General features: G+C 41.2%; 16 protein-coding genes. 11 read left to right on the top strand and 5 right to left on the bottom strand.

Annotated features, from left to right (window positions below):
* The first annotated feature begins 77 nt into the window (after positions 1–77).
* The 5 genes from V7L01_RS17975 to V7L01_RS17955 all read left to right on the top strand — a co-directional run bounded on the left by V7L01_RS17975 (position 78) and on the right by V7L01_RS17955 (position 8,553).
* Positions 78–560, top strand: a complete 483-nt coding sequence (locus V7L01_RS17975; protein ID WP_335036956.1) for a hypothetical protein — start codon at positions 78–80, stop codon at positions 558–560.
* Positions 561–762: 202 nt separating this feature from the next.
* A complete protein-coding gene (locus tag V7L01_RS17970) occupies positions 763–1,374 on the top strand; it encodes a cupin (RefSeq protein ID WP_335036954.1) in 612 nt (203 codons plus the stop codon).
* Between the two features lie 56 nt (positions 1,375–1,430).
* Positions 1,431–1,916, top strand: a complete 486-nt coding sequence (locus tag V7L01_RS17965) for an ArsC/Spx/MgsR family protein (protein WP_335036953.1) — start codon at positions 1,431–1,433, stop codon at positions 1,914–1,916.
* Positions 1,917–2,254: 338 nt separating this feature from the next.
* Positions 2,255–7,753 (top strand): trifunctional serine/threonine-protein kinase/ATP-binding protein/sensor histidine kinase, encoded by a 5,499-nt coding sequence (locus V7L01_RS17960; protein ID WP_335036952.1) that lies wholly within the window; start codon positions 2,255–2,257, stop codon positions 7,751–7,753.
* Between the two features lie 89 nt (positions 7,754–7,842).
* Positions 7,843–8,553 (top strand): HAD family hydrolase, encoded by a 711-nt coding sequence (locus V7L01_RS17955; RefSeq protein WP_335036951.1) that lies wholly within the window; start codon positions 7,843–7,845, stop codon positions 8,551–8,553.
* Positions 8,554–8,617: 64 nt separating this feature from the next.
* Here the strand turns inward: V7L01_RS17955 and cysK are convergent, their stop codons facing one another.
* Complete coding sequence (gene cysK, locus V7L01_RS17950) at positions 8,618–9,577, bottom strand: cysteine synthase A (protein WP_335036950.1); 960 nt, start codon at positions 9,575–9,577, stop codon at positions 8,618–8,620.
* A gap of 1,020 nt (positions 9,578–10,597) precedes the next feature.
* Here cysK and V7L01_RS17945 point away from each other — a divergent pair.
* The 6 genes from V7L01_RS17945 (at position 10,598) to V7L01_RS17920 (ending at position 14,096) form a co-directional block, all read left to right on the top strand.
* Positions 10,598–11,020, top strand: a complete 423-nt coding sequence (locus V7L01_RS17945) for a hypothetical protein (RefSeq protein WP_335036949.1) — start codon at positions 10,598–10,600, stop codon at positions 11,018–11,020.
* A 39-nt stretch (positions 11,021–11,059) separates the two neighbouring features.
* Positions 11,060–11,341, top strand: coding sequence for a hypothetical protein (locus tag V7L01_RS17940; RefSeq protein WP_335036948.1), 282 nt, complete (start codon positions 11,060–11,062; stop codon positions 11,339–11,341).
* Positions 11,342–11,343: 2 nt separating this feature from the next.
* Positions 11,344–11,655, top strand: coding sequence for a hypothetical protein (locus V7L01_RS17935; RefSeq protein WP_335036947.1), 312 nt, complete (start codon positions 11,344–11,346; stop codon positions 11,653–11,655).
* Positions 11,656–12,225: 570 nt separating this feature from the next.
* Positions 12,226–12,588: a hypothetical protein gene (locus tag V7L01_RS17930; RefSeq protein WP_167407650.1), complete on the top strand. Its 363-nt coding sequence runs from the start codon at positions 12,226–12,228 to the stop codon at positions 12,586–12,588.
* 136 nt (positions 12,589–12,724) lie between these two features.
* Positions 12,725–13,732, top strand: a complete 1,008-nt coding sequence (locus tag V7L01_RS17925; protein ID WP_335036946.1) for an LLM class flavin-dependent oxidoreductase — start codon at positions 12,725–12,727, stop codon at positions 13,730–13,732.
* A complete protein-coding gene (locus V7L01_RS17920) occupies positions 13,722–14,096 on the top strand; it encodes a hypothetical protein (protein ID WP_335036945.1) in 375 nt (124 codons plus the stop codon). The genes V7L01_RS17925 and V7L01_RS17920 overlap by 11 nt, the downstream gene beginning before the upstream one ends.
* A 388-nt stretch (positions 14,097–14,484) precedes the next feature.
* On the opposite strand, the gene hypB is transcribed toward V7L01_RS17920, so the two are convergent.
* Genes hypB through hypD form a run of 4 tightly spaced genes read right to left on the bottom strand, consistent with a single transcriptional unit; the run spans position 14,485 to position 18,002 of the window.
* Complete coding sequence (hypB, locus tag V7L01_RS17915; protein WP_335036944.1) at positions 14,485–15,315, bottom strand: hydrogenase nickel incorporation protein HypB; 831 nt, start codon at positions 15,313–15,315, stop codon at positions 14,485–14,487.
* On the bottom strand, positions 15,306–15,647 hold the full coding sequence (hypA, locus tag V7L01_RS17910; RefSeq protein WP_190940092.1) for a hydrogenase maturation nickel metallochaperone HypA: 342 nt from the start codon (positions 15,645–15,647) through the stop codon (positions 15,306–15,308). Before hypA ends, hypB begins: the two co-directional genes overlap by 10 nt.
* A 13-nt stretch (positions 15,648–15,660) precedes the next feature.
* A complete protein-coding gene (gene hypE / locus V7L01_RS17905; RefSeq protein WP_335036943.1) occupies positions 15,661–16,764 on the bottom strand; it encodes a hydrogenase expression/formation protein HypE in 1,104 nt (367 codons plus the stop codon).
* A gap of 59 nt (positions 16,765–16,823) precedes the next feature.
* On the bottom strand, positions 16,824–18,002 hold the full coding sequence (hypD, locus tag V7L01_RS17900; protein ID WP_335036942.1) for a hydrogenase formation protein HypD: 1,179 nt from the start codon (positions 18,000–18,002) through the stop codon (positions 16,824–16,826).
* Between the last annotated feature and the right edge of the window lie 34 nt (positions 18,003–18,036).

Here is an 18,036-nt window from a genome sequence, read left to right as displayed (position 1 = left end):
TAAAATCCAAAATCTAAACTTCTTGCTCCCCCAGTCCCTAATCCCCAGTCCGCAGTCCCTAATCCCCAGTTACCAATATGCAAGCTAATACAAACAAATTTACATGGTTCCAGGTTCCAGAGGACATCAAAAATTTATTAATTTTAGCTACACAAACCTGGGAGAACACATCAGAGTCGGAAAAATATATTCAACAAGCTTTAGCCCAAACTGGCGATAATACAGATGTCTTGGTAGCAGCATATAGATTTTTCTATTATAAAAATAATTATTCTCTTGCATTACAAACAACAGTCAAATTATTAGATAAAATTAAAGAAATAGAAAAACTGCCTGACGACTGGGAGCAACTTAAGCCTATATTAGTCAATCGCAAAGAAGATCCACAAATTCGATTGTACTTAAATGCTTATGCTGCTTCTGGATTAGTACTAGCAAACTTAGGAGAAATTGAGCAAGCAAAAGAAATCAGCGCCAAAGTCAAAGAGATAGACGAAAAGAATGATTTTGGAGCCGGTATTCTCCTAGATATTTTGACACGTCCAGCAGAAGAAGATTAATTATTCAAGAATCAGGGCGAACAATCATGAACAATTGGTTATCTACTAGATCGTATTCCTCTTACTCGCTATTGGGAGCGGCGACTGATAGTAACTCTATCTTTCCTGCGATTACTATCCCGACTAAACTTCCGGCGGGTAACATTCCTAACATCTCTCCGATCCTCATCATTCAATCTTCTCAGCTATCAATTTAAAAGTTATGAAAGGTAGGGATTGGCTGCTAACGGGGGACGGTCAGCATCAAGCCTGTAAATCTGTGAGAGCATGGGATTTATTGAGAGAGAATTATCGCGTTTATCGGTTTTTAACTGAGATCGAAGATGTTCTCAATAGTGTGGATGATGAAGCCAACTGTCTGCCCGAAATTCGGATGCTCGTAAGGCGCTTGATCGTAAATTCCTACTGGGTGCGAAGTCAATATTTAGAGCCTTCGCCCAAAACGGGAACGTCTGTTTTACTCCTATACGATGAATTGGGTTTTCCGTTGACTGTGCAAACAGTAACATTTGCACCAGGAACCCGTTCAAACATTCATAATCATGGAACGTGGGGAATCGTGGCGGTGCTAAAAGGCCAAGAAAAAAATAATTTTTGGCGACGCACCAATAGCCTAGAATTTCAGGACAAGATTGAAGCAACGGGAGAGGTAACTCTCTTACCGGGAGATATTATTAGCTTTACTCCCGATGCAATTCACAGTGTAGAAGCAGTGGGTGATGAACCAACTGTGACTTTTAATATTTATGGCGAAACCGATCCGAATGAGAGGTTTGAGTTTGACTTAGCTAGCCATAAAGCTAAGAATTTTTAATTTCATCGGTTCGTAGTTGGCGCTTTAGCGCTAAAGAGTAATTAGGAGATAATTGAATGGCAAAGGTAATTTTCTATAGCAAACCAGGCTGTAAAGGTGGTGTTAAGCAAAAAGTTTTGCTAACAGCTGCCGGTCATGAGGTGATACCACAGAACTTGCTAACAGAAGCTTGGACAGCTGAACGGTTGCGCTCATTTTTTGGCGATCGCCCCGTAGCCGAATGGTTTAATCTTTCCGCCCCCAAGATAAAATCTGGTGAGGTGGTTCCTGAAAAAGTGGATGAACAAACCGCTTTGGCGCTGATGCTGAAAGAACCACTGTTAATTCGCCGTCCTTTATTAGAAGTAGGCGAACAGCGCGAGTTAGGATTTGATGTCCAAAAGATTGATGCTTGGATTGGCTTACAAGCTGTGGATGAATCCTTGCAAGAAATCAGCGACAAGCTTTTGAAGCAAGATTTGCAAAACTGTTCCCACGGTAAAGATCATCATCACGGTCAAGGTTCTCAACAACACCAAAAGCAAGGCAACTGTAAACATTAGTACAGGATTTTTGCACTGAGGTAATCTGTTAAAACCTGAGTTATTGAGTTTGAGATGTCTAATGCTCTCAAACTCAGTAGATAAATTGGGAGTGAATTAGTATAGCGGTTCTTATTTGGATGCAATACACTTTGGCCTCTCTCCTTTTAGGAGAGAGGCTTTGAATCTTACTCCCCTTCCCTTATAGGGAAGGGGCTGGGGGTTAGGTCTGTATTGCACTCAACAGAGAAGCGCTATATTTGTAACATATCGTGAAATTATACTTACTTTAGTGACAAATGTTACAAGGCTAAACTTGCATGGGCATATTAAGAATGCTTATATTGCAAGAAAAAACAATGAGAGCTACTTTATCTGGTTATCAACTCCTCGAAACCCTTCACTCCGGTAGTAAAACCGTCATTTATCGTGGACGGCGAGAAACTGATAACGCCTCTGTCATTGTCAAAACTCTCCTGTGCGAACATCCGCTCTTAGAAGACATAGCTAGACTGCGCCACGAATATCAAATCATTGAGACTCTGGAAATTCCTGGCATTGTTAAAGCTTACGAGTTAAAGAATTATCAGCATGGACTGGCTTTAATTTTAGAAGACATTCCGGGTTGCTTACTCCAAGAACTAATTGCAACTCAAACAACCACCTTGATTACTTTCCTCAAGGTGGGGATTAATCTGGCACAAATTTTAGGAGAATTGCACGCCCAACAAATTATTCATAAAGATATTAAGCCGCACAATATTTTAATTGACCCCGATTCTGGCGAAGCCAAACTGATTGACTTTAGTATCTCCTCACGTCTTGATAAAGAAAATCCCACTTTAAGCAATCCGAATTTGCTCGAAGGTACGCTTGCTTATATGTCGCCTGAGCAGACGGGTAGAATGAACCGAGCGGTTGACTATCGCACCGATTTCTATTCGCTGGGTGTCACCTTGTATGAAATGCTGACGGGTGTTTTGCCCTTTCAAGCTGTTGACGCGATGGAGTTGATTCACTGTCACATTGCCAAAACACCAGCCGCACCCTGTAGCGAAACCGTGTGCCGCGTCTTGGGAGATGTGCCAGAAGCGATTAGTGCAGTTATTTTAAAATTATTAGCGAAAACAGCAGAGGAGCGTTATCAAAGCGCTTGGGGACTGAAAGCGGATTTAGAGGAATGTTTGTTTCAACTGCAAACAACTGGAAAGATTGAAAACTTTGTACCGGGAAGACAGGACAAATCTGGGTATTTTTTGATTCCGCAAAAGCTATACGGACGCAAAGCAGAAGTAGCAACATTGATGGCTGCGTTTGGGCGTGTGGCAGGTGGTAGCAGCGAACTTATGCTCGTCTCTGGTTATTCGGGAATTGGCAAGACGAGTGTCGTTAATGAAGTTCATAAACCAATTGTGGGAGCAAGGGGTTATTTCATTGCAGGTAAGTTTGACCAGTTCAAGCGCAATATTCCTTATGCATCGTTGATTCAGGCGTTCCAATCTTTAATTGGGCAATTACTTACCGAAAGCGAAGCCCAAATCCGAGTGTGGAAAGAGAAACTCTTAACTGCGTTGGGAGAGAATGGGCAAGTCATTATTGATGTGATTCCACAAGTCGAACTAATTATTGGAACTGTGCCACCTGTAACACAACTGGGTGCGGCTGAATCTCAAAATCGTTTCAATCGCGTTTTTGGACAATTTATTGGCGTATTCACCACCCAAGACCATCCCTTGGTTGTGTTTCTCGATGACTTGCAGTGGGCAGATTCGGCATCGCTGAACTTCATTGAGCTATTGATGACGGATAGCGAGCGCAAGTATTTATTGTTAGTCGGCGCGTATCGAGATAATGAAGTGTCGCCCACCCATCCACTTATGCTGAGTTTGGACAAGATTCAATCCTCTGGTGCGGTGGTAGATAACATCGTCTTGGCACCATTGCAGTTAACTGATGTGGAAGCATTAATTAGCGATACGTTGAATGACACAGAAGCCAGCAAGCCATTAGCAGAATTACTGTTCCACAAAACTGGAGGAAACCCTTTCTTCTTAACGCAACTGCTGAAAACTCTACATCAAGAAGACTTGTTAACGTATGACTTCCAGTCTGGAGTTTGGCAGTGGGATATCCAACATATTCAAGCGATCGGTCTTACCGATCTGAATGTGGTGGAATTGACGGCAAGAAACATTCGCAAACTGTCTCTAGAAACGCAGTCAGTACTCAAACTGGCTGCTTGTATTGGTAATACATTCAATCTGGATATATTAGCGATCGTTAACGAAGCATCTTCTTTAACGACTGCGGCGCAATTGTGGTCAGCCCTGCAAGCCGGGTTAATTTTGCCGTTAAATCAGGATTACAAAATTCCCTTAGCATTTAGTCAGGAAGAATCAGGTGGGATTGCTTTAACAGATGTCAAGGTTGATTACAAGTTTTTACATGACAGAGTACAGCAAGCAGCGTATTCTCTGATTCCCGATCAGCAGAAGAAAGCAACGCATCTGAAAATTGGTCAATTACTGCTACAAAATACGACACCAGAAGAACGCAAAGAAAATATATTTGCTTTAGTTAATCAACTTAATTACGGTACCGATCTACTGATATCTGAAACAGAAAAATATCAATTTGCAGAACTAAACCTCATCGCCGGTCAGAGAGCAAAAGCAGCCACAGCGCACGATTCCGCCATCAAATATTTGCAAGTTGGTTTGGGACTGTTAGTAGAAGAAAGCTGGAAGTGTGAATATGAACTGACATTAACACTGCACTCAGAAGCAGCAGAGGCAGCTTTTTTGAGCGGTGATTTTGCAGAAATGCAGAGATTGTTTGAGATAGTACAAAACTCTGCTGTGACGCTACTGGACAAAATTAAAGTGTATGAAGTCCAGATGCAAGCTTATATGGCGCAGAACAGGCTACTAGAAGCGGTTAACACAGCACTGCAAGTTTTAAAGCTGTTAGGGGTGGAGTTTCCTCAAGAAGCGAACGCGTCAGATATTGGGCAAGGTCTGGCGGACACTGCGGCAATTTTGAGTGGAACGCGAATTGAGGATTTAATTGACCTGCCTCAAATGAGCGATCGCTATAAATTAGCAGCCATTAGACTTTTGTCAAGTATCTTTGCTCCTGCATATATTGCTGCTCCTGCACTGTTGCCCTTGACGGTGTGCAAACAAGTACAATTATCCGTCGAATATGGTAATGCTGCCGTTTCTCCCTTTGCTTATGCCAATTATGGTTTTCTTCTTTGTGCCATTGTGGGAGATATTGATTCAGGCTATAAATTTGGTCAGTTGGCTTTAAATCTAGTGTCGAAGTTAAATGCTCAAGAAATCAAAGCCAAGACAGTTTTCATCGTAAATCTATTTATCCGACATTGGAAAGAGCATCTGAGAGAAACCTTAGAGCCTTTGCTGTCAAGTTACTCTAGCGGAATGGAGACAGGAGATTTAGAATATGCAGGCTATTGTTTACTACAGTACTCCTGTTTAGCTTACTTTAGCGGTAAAGAACTGACTGTCCTTGAAAAAGAGATCGCAAGAAACAGAGATGCTATTCATAAAATTAAGCAAAAAACAACGCTTAATTATATAGAAATCTATTGGCAGGCTACCTTAAATCTACTGGGAAAAAATGAAAATCCCTGCCTGATCAAGGGTGAAGCCTGTGATGAACAGATAAGGTTGCCACTACACCAGCAAGCAAACGACTATGCGGGAGTTGGCTACATATATTTGAACAAATTTTTGCTTTGTTATTGGTTTGAAAATTACTCGGAAGCGATTGAGAATCTCGCTATAGCAGAGAAGTATTTAGATGCAGTAATAGGAATGCCCTTTGTTCCTGTATTTAATTTTTACGATTCTTTAGTACGGCTAGCGGTGTATGGCGATCGCTCAGAGTCAGAGCAAAAGGCCATCCTCGATCGCGTCCAAGCTAATCAAGAAAAAATGCAAAAATGGGCAGATTATGCCCCAATGAATCATTTACACAAATTCTATTTAGTAGAGGCAGAACGGCATCGAGTTTTAGGCGAAAAAATCGAAGCGATCGAGATGTACGATAAGGCGATCGCACTTGCCAAAGAAAACGAGTACATCAACGAAGAAGCCCTCGCCCACGAACTCGCTGCCAAATTCTATTTGTCATGGGGTAAACAAGCGATCGCCCAAACATACATGACAAATGCTTACTACACCTACAGCCATTGGGGAGCGATCGCTAAAGTCAAAGACTTAGAAGCACGCTATCCCCGATTGATTGTGCAATCAAACACAGAAAAACTAGAAACGAAGTACCTGCCAACTATTGAAACAAGCTCTACGACTACTGGAGGCAGCGAAATTCTCGACTTGCTCACGGTGATGAAAGCTTCACAAGTCTTGTCAGAAGAAATGGTGCTGAGTCGCTTGCTCGAAAAATTGATGAAAAATGTCATCGAAAATGCTGGCGCTCAACAAGGTTACTTTATTGCTAAACACGAGAATCAATGGATGCTAGAAGCATCGGGAATGCTTGAAGGTAAGAACATTAATGTTGTTGTTAACGGACAGGATGAGACTGATTCACCTTTACTCCCGATTGCCTTATTCAATTATGTTGAAAGAACCAGAGAGAACCTGGTTTTAAACGATGCTGTTAAAGACTCCCGTTTTGCTGCTGATGCTTATATCACCACTTACCAATCTAAATCCATTTTGTGTTTACCATTGATTCACTCTGGCAAGTTTACTGGTATTCTTTACCTGGAAAATAAGCTCATTTCAGGTGCTTTTACTTCAGAACGAGTGAATGTACTAAGTCTGTTGACAGCACAAATTTCGATTGCGATCGAGAACGCCCGTCTCTACACCAACCTACAAGCTTACTCCCAACAACTGGAAGCTAAATCACAAGAACTCGAAGCTAATAATGAAGCTTTGCAAGCATCCGAAACGCGAGAGCGAGAAAAAGCGAAACAACTCGAAAAATCTTTGCATAAATTGCAACAAGCTCAGGCTCATCTTGTGCAGACTGAGAAAATGTCAAGCTTAGGACAACTAGTAGCTGGCGTTGCCCACGAAATCAACAATCCAGTCAATTTTATCTTTGGCAATCTAACTCATGCCAACACTTACACCCAAGAGGTGCTGGGACTGCTGGAACTTTACCAGAAACATTACCCATCTCCCCATCTAGAGATTCAGGAAGAAGCGGAGGCGATCGATCTAGAATTTTTGCTGGAAGACTTGCCCAAGCTACTGTCTTCTATGTGGGTTGGGGCAGACCGAATTCGTCAAATTGTCGCTTCCTTGCGAACCTTCTCACGCATGGACGAAGCCGAGATTAAAGCCGTTAATATTCATGATGGCATTGACAGTACCTTAATGATTCTGCAACATCGCCTGAAAGCAAAGTCGGATCGTCTCGGTATTGAGCTTGTTAAACACTACGGCAACCTGCCCGAAGTGGAATGCTATGCAGGGCAGCTCAATCAAGTGTTTATGAATGTGTTGAGTAATGCAATCGATGCTTTGGATGAGTCATTAACGAGCAATCAAGGAGAAATAACAACTCCAACTATTACTATTTACACTGAACAAATTGATGCTCATCAAATCGAAATCCGGATTGCAGACAATGGTCTAGGTATACCAGAGTCTTTTCGGCAACGCCTGTTCGATCCTTTCTTCACCACAAAACCTGTGGGCAAAGGGACAGGTATGGGCTTGTCGATTAGCTACCAAATTGTCGCCGAAAAACATGGTGGTTCGCTCTCTTGCACCTCAGAACTCGGCAAGGGAGCGGAGTTTCAAATCCGCATTCCAATTTGCCAGGAAGTTAGCAAGAAGGTTGCTGTTGCTGTCTAGAGGCTGAAATACGGCTTGCGATCGCTTGAGTTTTAAGACAGTTGCTACACTTTTTAGTAGTTGTGGCTTAATACATAGTTAGCTTGGCAATGAAAACTGTCCTGTTTGATTTAGACGATACTCTCATCCGCCATAACGCTGCGATTAGAGGTGCTTCTGAGGAACTGTTCGTGCAGGTTTTGCCTGGACGAAGCCAAGACTGTAACAAATTTGTAGAGAAATGGATATCAGCTAACGCTTCGTGGTATCGCAAATTCTACGATGGTCAGGTAAGTTTTCAGGAGTCAGGACGGGGGAAGTTGCAAGAGTCGTTTAGTGAATATGGATATGTATTTTCTGATAGGACGGCTGATGCTCTGCTGTTGGAGTATTGGAAGCGTTATGTTGGGTTGTGCCAGTTGTTCGATGATGTCCTGGAATGCCTTGGGAAATTAGACGAGTACAAGGTTGGAGTTATAACAAATGGTCAAGAGGCTCAACAGATTAACAAACTCAAACACTGTGGTATTTTTTCAAAATTCGATGTTGTTGTCACATCCCAAAGAGCAGGAGCGGCGAAACCATCGGCAGAGATATTTGTATACGCGTGTGAGGAGCTTAGAGAATCTCCATCAGATTGCATCTACATTGGGGATAACTTGAAGTTGGATGCGATCGCTGCGACAAAAGCTGGAATGCTGGGAGTTTGGCTCGATCGCGAACAGAAGGCTTCCGGGATTGACTTCTATGATGGGGACAAGATTAATAGTCTTTCACAAGTACCTGCGCTATTGGCAAAGCTAACAAGGGACTTGCACTGAGTGAAGTCCTAGAGTCAAATGAGAAGGACAGAGAGATTCGTTACTCTCTTGTCCCCCTGTCTCCTTAACGCACCCCAGCAGTTTCTAAAGACAAGTCTTGAAACATGGGTGTGCTGAGGTAACGTTCCCCAAAGGAAGGCTGAATCATCACGATTAAACGTCCAGCATTTTCTGGGCGTTTTCCTACTTGAATTGCGGCACACAAAGCTGCACCAGAGGATATCCCAGATAATAAGCCTTCTTCTTTTGCTAAACGTCGCCCGTAAGCGATCGCTTGTTCATCGCTGACTCTAATTACTTCATCAACCAATTCTAGGCGGAGAACATCGGGGATAAATCCGGCACCAATACCTTGAATTTTGTGTGGCCCGGCTTCACCGCCTGAGAGAACTGGGCTGTTGCTGGGTTCAACTGCGATCGCTTTAAAAGTCTGCTTGCGCTGTTTGAGTACTTCTGCAATCCCAGTAATCGTTCCCCCAGTCCCTACCCCAGCAATGACGATATCTACTTCTCCGTCTGTATCTGCCCAAATTTCTTCTGCGGTGGTTTCTTGGTGAACTTTGGGATTGGCAGGGTTGCGGAACTGTTGCAGCATAAAAGCATCGTTTGTATTAGCCACAATTTCTTCGGCTTTGCGAATAGCTCCCCGCATTCCCTCTGCGCCTGGTGTCAACTCCAAAGAAGCACCATAAGCTCTGAGCATAGCCCGTCGTTCTTGGCTCATCGTCTCTGGCATTGTCAAAATCAAACGGTAGCCACGCGCTGCTGCTACCATCGCTAGAGCAATTCCTGTATTACCGGAAGTCGGCTCAACTAAGATGGTTTTTCCGGGGGAAATTGAGCCAGCCGCTTCTGCTGAGAGTACCATACTTAAACCAATGCGGTCTTTCACCGAAGCCGCTGGGTTCATGCCTTCTAATTTGACAACTATCCTTGCTACTACTCCCTCAGCTTGAGGAATCTTGTTCAGTTGAACTAAAGGAGTTCTTCCAATCAGTTCTGTTACGTCTTGAGCAATCCGCATTATTTAACTCCTACAATTCTAAATCTTAGTACAGAGTATTTACTTATAACAATCAGCTTTTGTGTATGAATTTGCCGTTTATTGTAAATGAGTGCATATACTATGTATTCTAACTAAATTCCAACATATGAAAGTTTAGGAAGAACTTTTATCAGATGTTCTGATTAATGATCGCTTCAGCAGACGGCCAGCTTGCCATATTTATATTTTACCATTTGAAATTGCTAACTATCACTTCTTGGGCTGAGATTCAATTTCTCTAATTCTGTATATATGAATAACTTTTAACATTTTTGTCTATTTGTTATGGAAATATAATTTAATTTCAAAACATTTAATTGCTTTTCCTAATTTATTGGTCTATCTTTATCAAAAGACATTGATATTTTCTTTTGAGTGCAGATTTTGTTTGCCCAAAATTGCATCAAAAACAGTCCTTAACCATTGCCTACATTGGATTGAGCTTGAGTGCAAAAACACCAGAACCCCACCTCAAAAATACTAGAACCCTGTTCCAAAAACACTAGCACCCATACCCCAATTAATTTTTATAATACTTATCGGGTGAGGATTTCAGGCTTTGAGTACTATTCTAATGAATTTAATAATCTTAACGGGGCTAGGGTAAACTGTTTTGTGGAGAGCGGCTGATATAAATCGTATAGGATTTACGCAGAGATTCCCCTCTACCCCCCAACATTCCTGAGCGAAAGCTTAGTGAACTAGGGGGGACTTCTTAATCTCTCTTTTGGGAGTAGGTTGAAACCACGTTCTCTGAATCTGAGTGCGTTATTTCTGACTCAATAATCCTACGTTTTCTGAAAAGCTTGGTAAATTTTCAGTGGTCAGTGGTCAGTGGTAATTAGAACAATAACTGACAACTAACGATTGTAAAAATTATCGATTACACATATTTTAATATCAAAACTGTTTAAGAGGTAGAAGTATATAGCTACTTTAGATAAACAGCAAAAGATATTTTCTTACTGGGTGCATACTACCTAGCAAGGGAGAGCCAAGATGAAAGCCAAACTTTTAAGTGTTCTCACAGTTTGCGTAGTTACTTTAGTAGTGCTTTCTCCAGGAGTAGTAGTATTTGGCATAATCTGGGAGCGACATCTAGAGTTAGTAAAATCCCAGAATTTAGCCTACGAAGTCAACAATACTAGTAGAGATGCTCCCGCTTTGGCTCCCCAGATAGAAGGTACACATTCCCCTCAGACTAGCATCCAATCTTCTGACCGTAATGTGGTTCATCAAATGCTGACTGTTGCTGAACAATATAAATTTGCCACTATCCTACAATGGTTCTTCTTGTTAACCCCTATTTGTATTGGATTAGGGATTCTCTTTTACGACAGATATCTTGTTCATCGCGCGGCTGTTTTAAAAGAACAAGTTGAAATGTTGGAAAGGCTGTGGCAGCAAAGTATCGAACAGTAACCAATTCACAATTTACTCACTCAACTCAACAAAAGTACCATGACAGAACAACGCCAACAACTCTATTTTAATCTGATTGATGAGTTACTAAAATGCCCTAATGGTCATGAACCAGAAATTTTAGAATCTAAACCAGAATTGATTGATTCTGGCTTTGTAGAAACAATGTTACAAGTAGCTACTATGTTTGCTCATGAAGGCAATCAAGATGGTGCTAAGTTTTTATTTTTTGTTGCACGCGAGCTAGCTAAAGAATTGGGTTTATACCCAGAAATTCCCAATACTGAAGTTACCAATCCTGAAGCTGCAAATAAGGAGTAAAAATGCTGTTGACTTCAACGGATGCGGGACAAATAGCTTTAGAACTGCTGATGGCAGATTGGAATATCTCAGAAGAAAATAGAGATTGGTTCACAATCTTTAACTCTCGTCTGATTGGCGAGAGTTGGTACACTGTGGAATTAGGTGTAGAAGGATTTCCAGATAGGTGGTTTATTCAAGTATATGACAATGGAGTGTGTGACCCAAACTACACATTTATATCGCCAATCCGTGGTTCTGAAGGATTTACGGACTTTGGAAATGTGCCTGATATTGTAGCAGAGGTCTTAGTTTGCGAACGCAATGCTCGATAATAATTAAAAAGACAAAATTGAGAATTCAATATTAAGATATGCTATTTAAATGCATTTTCTTTGAATTCATAATTTTTGATATGAGAGTATTTGGGTGCATCTTACCTTTGCAAATATATATGCTGAGAAAATCATTGTTTGGTGTTGCTTTGCCGTCCTGCAATAAATTGAGTGTTCATAGCTAAAATGTGTTGAAATGCACTAAACTTAAAGAAATTAAAATTGATTTGAACTGATGAATTAAATTATCTATTAATTCGCCAACAGTCTCATTCTATTCGTCAAGGCTAGGGGTATTAAAACCAATACTTTGATGATATCAGGCTAATTAAAACCCATCCCTTGCGATGCCCTGAGCAAGCCCTTGGCTGGGCGTGTTTTCTCTTAGACTAATGACTAATGAATCTGGTGTTGAAGTTTGATATTTAAATATAAATATGCTTTACGCAAATCTGAGGTAATACTAAACAATGTATGCCTCTTTTTTTTGTAATATTTAATATTTTATTTAAGCTTGTTAGGCTATTTTGTCATGTTTAATTGATAAAATTATGTTATATTAATAGCGTGATGGACGCTACAGAAATATCAGTTCCAATGATTGCTGAAGATATCTTAGCCAAAGAATTCACAAGAGTCCTCAATGACTACTACCCAAAAGTTGGAGAATTACTAGACGGGTGTTATGTGAAAGTCATCACCTGTTTTTGGGGACGACCTGCTAGACGCTTGCAATATATAGGAATTTATTGCTCTGACGAAATGATTTCCTGTGTGCAAGCCCATAAAGAAATACTCAGGGAAGTAGCAGACAACATGGGTCTAGTACAGGTAGTCTGCATGAATGCCAAACGATTATTGCGCGACCCGATGTCGAACATCAAACACAATAACCCACGTCTATGGTTGGAGTTGCAGTGGGTTGCAAATTAGTGTTCGATCGCATTAATGGAGAGGAGTAAAGGTGTTTGTAGTGAAGACTTTAGTCCTCAAATCTTTAAGCACGCTTAGTGCCTACTACGAACCTATCGACCGCTAAAATAGCCAGCACAAAGTATTAACGCAAGTAATGAAAACTGGAATTTTCTGCAATTACGATAATCATCACCAAGATGCTCGTCGTGCCATTTTTGAGCAAGTCGCGCTGGTAAAACAGGCAGAAAGTTTAGGTTTTGAAGAAGCCTGGGTGAGCGAACATCATTTTAGTGAATCCAATCTCAGTCCGTCCATGTTGGTGTTAATGGCACATTTGGCAGGGCTGACTTCAACTATCCAATTAGGCACTGCGGCGGTGTTACTGCCATTCCATAATCCGATTCGGGTAGCGGAAGATATTGCCACTTTGGATAACCTGTGCAATGGACGATTATTATTTGGGGTTGCTAAAGGCGGCCCCTTTCCCCAACAAAACAAGCATTTTGCGACCCTAGCAAGTGAATCCCGTCCCAAGATGCTAGAGGCGATCGCATTGATTCAAAAGCTCTTATATGAAACTGATGTATCATTTAATGGGCAATATTATCAATGCGATCGCCTGACAATTTACCCAAAACCATTGCAGAGTCAAATCCCTGTGTATGTTGCCACTGGCGGTGATGAGGGTATCGAGTTTGCTGCTAAACATTCCTTCAGCTTGATGGGTGGGCCCCCATTTTCCCTAGAGAGATTGAAGGATACTGTTAGCAAATATCGAGCCTTAAATTCTAGTGGTGCGGATAAGTTCGTGTTGGCACGCTTCTTTTTTGTTGGCAAAACATCTGATGAGGCAGTGAGTGAAGCGTTACCTTTCATTCGCCAATTTAGCAAGAAAATGACAGCTAATTCGGCTGAAATATCACAGAATAGTGCCAATCCCAACCAAAAACCATTCGATCGCACAAATATTTGTTTCGATGAAGACTATTTGATTGAGAACTCAATTATCGGTGATGTGGAGACTTGTCGAGACAAAATCAAGAAATTTCAGGATGAATTAGATTTAGGTACGCTAGCACTCAAACCCTCATCTACGGATATGCAAAAAAACCTGGATAGTTTGACGCGCTACAACCAAGAGGTGCGAAATTATGTCTTCTAAACTATATCTGCTTCCTCCCGATGATTTACCTCCCGCTGAGGTAACAAAAGAGGATGGAATGCTGCAAATGGAGCTAGAACAGTCTGCTGGCAGATGCTTTTTTTTAGCATGCGATCGCATTACGCGAGTCTTGTTATCTAATTGTCAGTGGTATCTCACAACAAATGCTAGCATTCTAACATTAATTATTGATTGCCCTGACTTAGTATCTTACTGGCATATCGTCAGCAATATTCCCCAGTTGGGTAATAGGTTAGAGCGGTTTGCTACGAATGGTAAAATCCGCGTTTATCCGCCATTTGGTAAGGGGATGCCATTTGAAATCAGCGTAAATGAAATATCAGCTTATCGAGATTGGCTTTGAGGTAAATAGAAACTGGGAATCACACAAAATATAGCTGTTTTACACCCTGTACTCCTAAGTGCAGGGTGTTGCAATTGGGAGCATCTCACTTTCGTAAAAATATATCTAGCCCTGGCGAATAGAATTCACGGCTATACAGACAAAACCCACCTCCGTGGGTTTCCAATTTCTTGAGTCCGCGCAGGCGAACTTGGTTTGTATAGCCGCGATTTCTAATCGCCAAGTATATTTGCAAGGGATTCAGTAAATCAATGACTTAATTTTGTGATGATAGACTTTAAAATTACCTATCTCTTCCTTCTCTTCCTTTGCGTCCTTCGCGGTAGCCTGCGGCAAGCCGCTCCGCGTCTACGTAAAAAAAATTAGATACTCGTCAAGCGGTAAGAAATTAATGCTGACAAGTTTTTAAGTTTTCAATTAGCCACGCATACCACTTTTCTAAGCCAGTACTAGAAGTTGCAGAAATCTGAAAAATCTGAATTTGGGGATTTATTTCTTTAGCATAATCTATGCACTTTTGAACATCAAAATCTACATAAGGTAGTAAATCAATTTTGGTGAGAATCATGATGTTACTAGCACGGAATATATGCGGATATTTTAGCGGCTTATCTTCTCCTTCTGTAACAGAAAGAATTACTACTTTTGTCTGTTCTCCCAAATCAAATAAGGCTGGACAAACCAAATTTCCGACATTTTCAATCATCACAACTGAGTTTAATGGCGGATTCAGTTGTTGTAAACCCCTCTCTATCATTGATGCATCTAAATGACAGCCTGTTCCGGTGTTGATTTGGATGACTTTAGAACCTGTTTCTTTTATTTTTTTAGCATCGTTAGCCGTTTCTTGGTCGCCTTCAATGACACTAATAGATAATTGCTGCTTTAAATCATTGATAGTTTGCGTCAAAAGAGTTGTTTTGCCAGCACCGGGAGAACTCATTAAATTTAAAGCAAGAATATTTCGCCCTTTAAACCATCCCCGATTTTGGGCAGCTAGCAGATTATTTTTTGCTAAAATATCCTTTTCTAAAGATATTGTTGTATTGTGTATTTTGGCATGAATTTGAGGTGCTTCTATATGAGTATCATGACTGTGGGAATGAGTGATAACACTACCATCTGGTAAAGTGTGAGTATGATGATGTTCAGCTTCATCTGTTTCTAAATTGATAATTTTAGTTTCACCATCATCAGAACAACCGCAGGTTATACACATAATTCCTCTATTTCTATTTCTTTAATTTTCAGTTCTTCACCAGTAATTAAATCTAATTGCACGCTACCACAGCTACAAATACCAAATGGTTTATCTAAATAAATTTCTGCACCACATTGGCGACATCGCCCTAAGCCAGGAATTTCCAAAATTTCTAACGTCGCCCCTTCTAAAACTGTGCCTTGAGTGCAAATATCAAAACAAAATCGGATAGCATCGGGCATGATAGCTGAAAGTTTGCCAATTTCTAATAAAACTCGCTGTACTTTTGCGCCTTTAGCGTGTTCAGTCACAATTGCCACAATATTTTGCGTAATTCCAAGTTCGTGCATACTATAAAATTTATTAACAAATTCGTGGTAATTGGTCGCCTACCAACATATCAACAATTCTTTCAGCACCAAAAACTGTTTTTAATAATACGATACCTGGGGGTGAAGGAATAACTTCGCCAATAATACAAGCATCTTTGCCTGCTGGATGTAATTTCATAGCTGATAAAACGTTTTCAGCATTCTTTTTTGGAACCACTACAACTAACTTACCTTCATTTGCTAAATATAATGGGTCTAAACCGAGAATTTCGCAAACTCCGTTGACTTCTTCCCGCACTGGGATAGATTCTTCGTACAGACGAATTCCCACATTTGAACTGAGAGCAAATTCATTTAATACTGTAGCTAAACCACCGCGTGTAGCATCTCGCATAGCATGAACTTGGGGACATACATAGAGAATGTTTTCTACTAAGCTATGCAACGGCTGACAATCACTTTCAATATTAGTATCTAAGGCTAACTCGCCACGGGCAATTAAAATCGCTGTCCCATGATTGCCTATTTCACCATTAATTATTATTGCATCCCCAGGTTGAATATTGTGGGCGGAAATACTAATTCCTCGTGGGATGATACCAATACCAGCAGTATTAATAAAGAGTTTATCGGCAGCACCACGATGTACAACTTTTGTGTCACCAGTGACAATTTGAATACCAGCTTCTTTTGCGGCTGCTTTCATACTGGCTGCAACACGGCGCAAGGTTTCTACAGGTAATCCTTCTTCTAAAATTACGCTACAAGTTAGATATAAAGGTATCGCACCACTGACAGCTAAATCATTAACTGTGCCGTTTATAGCTAATTCTCCTATATCACTTCCGGGAAAAAATAATGGGTCTACAACGTATGAATCTGTTGTAAATGCGAGTCTGTCTCCTTGTTGGAGGAGAGGGGTTAGGTTGAAGCTGGCTTGGTCTTCTAGTTGGGAGAGAATTGGGTTATCAAAATTGCTGACAAAGATATCGTCGATTAAATCACGCATGGCTTTACCACCGCTGCCATGTGCGAGAGTTATATGAGTGTCTTGCACTTTACTTTTGCGGCGGCGGACTTGTTCTATTTTTTGGAATAGGGGATTTTTTATTGGGTTTGTGGGGGGGAAATTCATATTAAATTTTTTTTAAACGCAAAGGAACGCAAAGGGAAGCGCGGAGGTACGCGGAGTATTTAGTCTGAGGAGAAGCCGCAGGCGGGGAGAGGTTCTTGAGTTATTTTTGGTTTTTGGGTGATTGTTCTTTTGGCAATTGTGGAGAGTCGCCCGTATTTGTAATAGGCTGCACAAGCACCTTCGGAAGATACCATGCAAGTACCGATTGGTGTTTCTGGTGTGCAAGCTGTACCGAATACTTTGCACTCCCAAGGCTTTAAGACTCCTTTGAGAATTTCTCCACATTTACAAGCTTTATGGTCGGCTACTTTGAGGTTAGGAATGGTAAATTTAAGTTCGGCATCAAATTGGGCATATTCAGGTTGAATTTTTAATCCTGAATAGGGGATGTCACCTAAGCCGCGCCAATCAAAACTATCTCGCACTGCGAAAACTTTATTTATGGCTTGGAGGGCTACTGTGTTTCCAGCTTTTTGGACAATTCGGTTATATTGATTTTCGACTTCGCAACGATTTTCTACTAGCTGTTGCAATAGCATCCAAATTGATTGGAGAATATCTAAGGGTTCAAATCCTGAGACGACTATTGGCTTATTATATTGTTGGGAAATAAATTGATAAGGGTCAGTGCCAATTACCATGCTGACATGGCCAGGCCCAACAAATCCATCTAGTTGTAAGTCGGGATTATCTAATAGTGCTTTGAGGGCGGGAATCACGAGAACGTGATTGGAAAACATACTAAAGTTATGAATTTTTTCGGCTGCTGCTTGCAGAATGGTGAAGGCGGTGCTGGGGGCTGTGGTTTCAAAGCCTAAGGCGAAGAAGACTACTTGTTTGTCGGGGTTATCTCTGGCAATTTGCAGGCTATCTAGGGGAGAGTACACCATACGGATGTCTGCACCTTGTGCCCTGGCTTGCAGTAATGTGGTGTTGGAACCGGGAACTCGCATGGCATCGCCAAAGGTGGCAAAAATGACGTTATGATTTTGGGAGATTGCGATCGCATCATCTAATCTCCCTTTTGGCATCACGCATACTGGACAACCAGGCCCATGAATTAGTTCGATGGTTTGGGGTAATATTTCTTCGATGCCGTATTTAAATATGGAATGGGTATGTCCGCCACATACTTCCATGATTTTGATGGGTTTTTCTAGCTGGTGGGATAATTTAGCGATTTCGCGGCGGATGGCTTCAGCTTTTTCTGGTTCGCGGAATTCGTCAACATATTTCATAGGGATTGAGAAATAGTTTTTGGATATCAGTTAA

Source organism: Nostoc sp. (assembly GCF_036917095.1).
GTDB lineage: Bacteria > Cyanobacteriota > Cyanobacteriia > Cyanobacteriales > Nostocaceae > Nostoc.
This window is presented reverse-complemented; position numbering and strand designations above follow the sequence as displayed.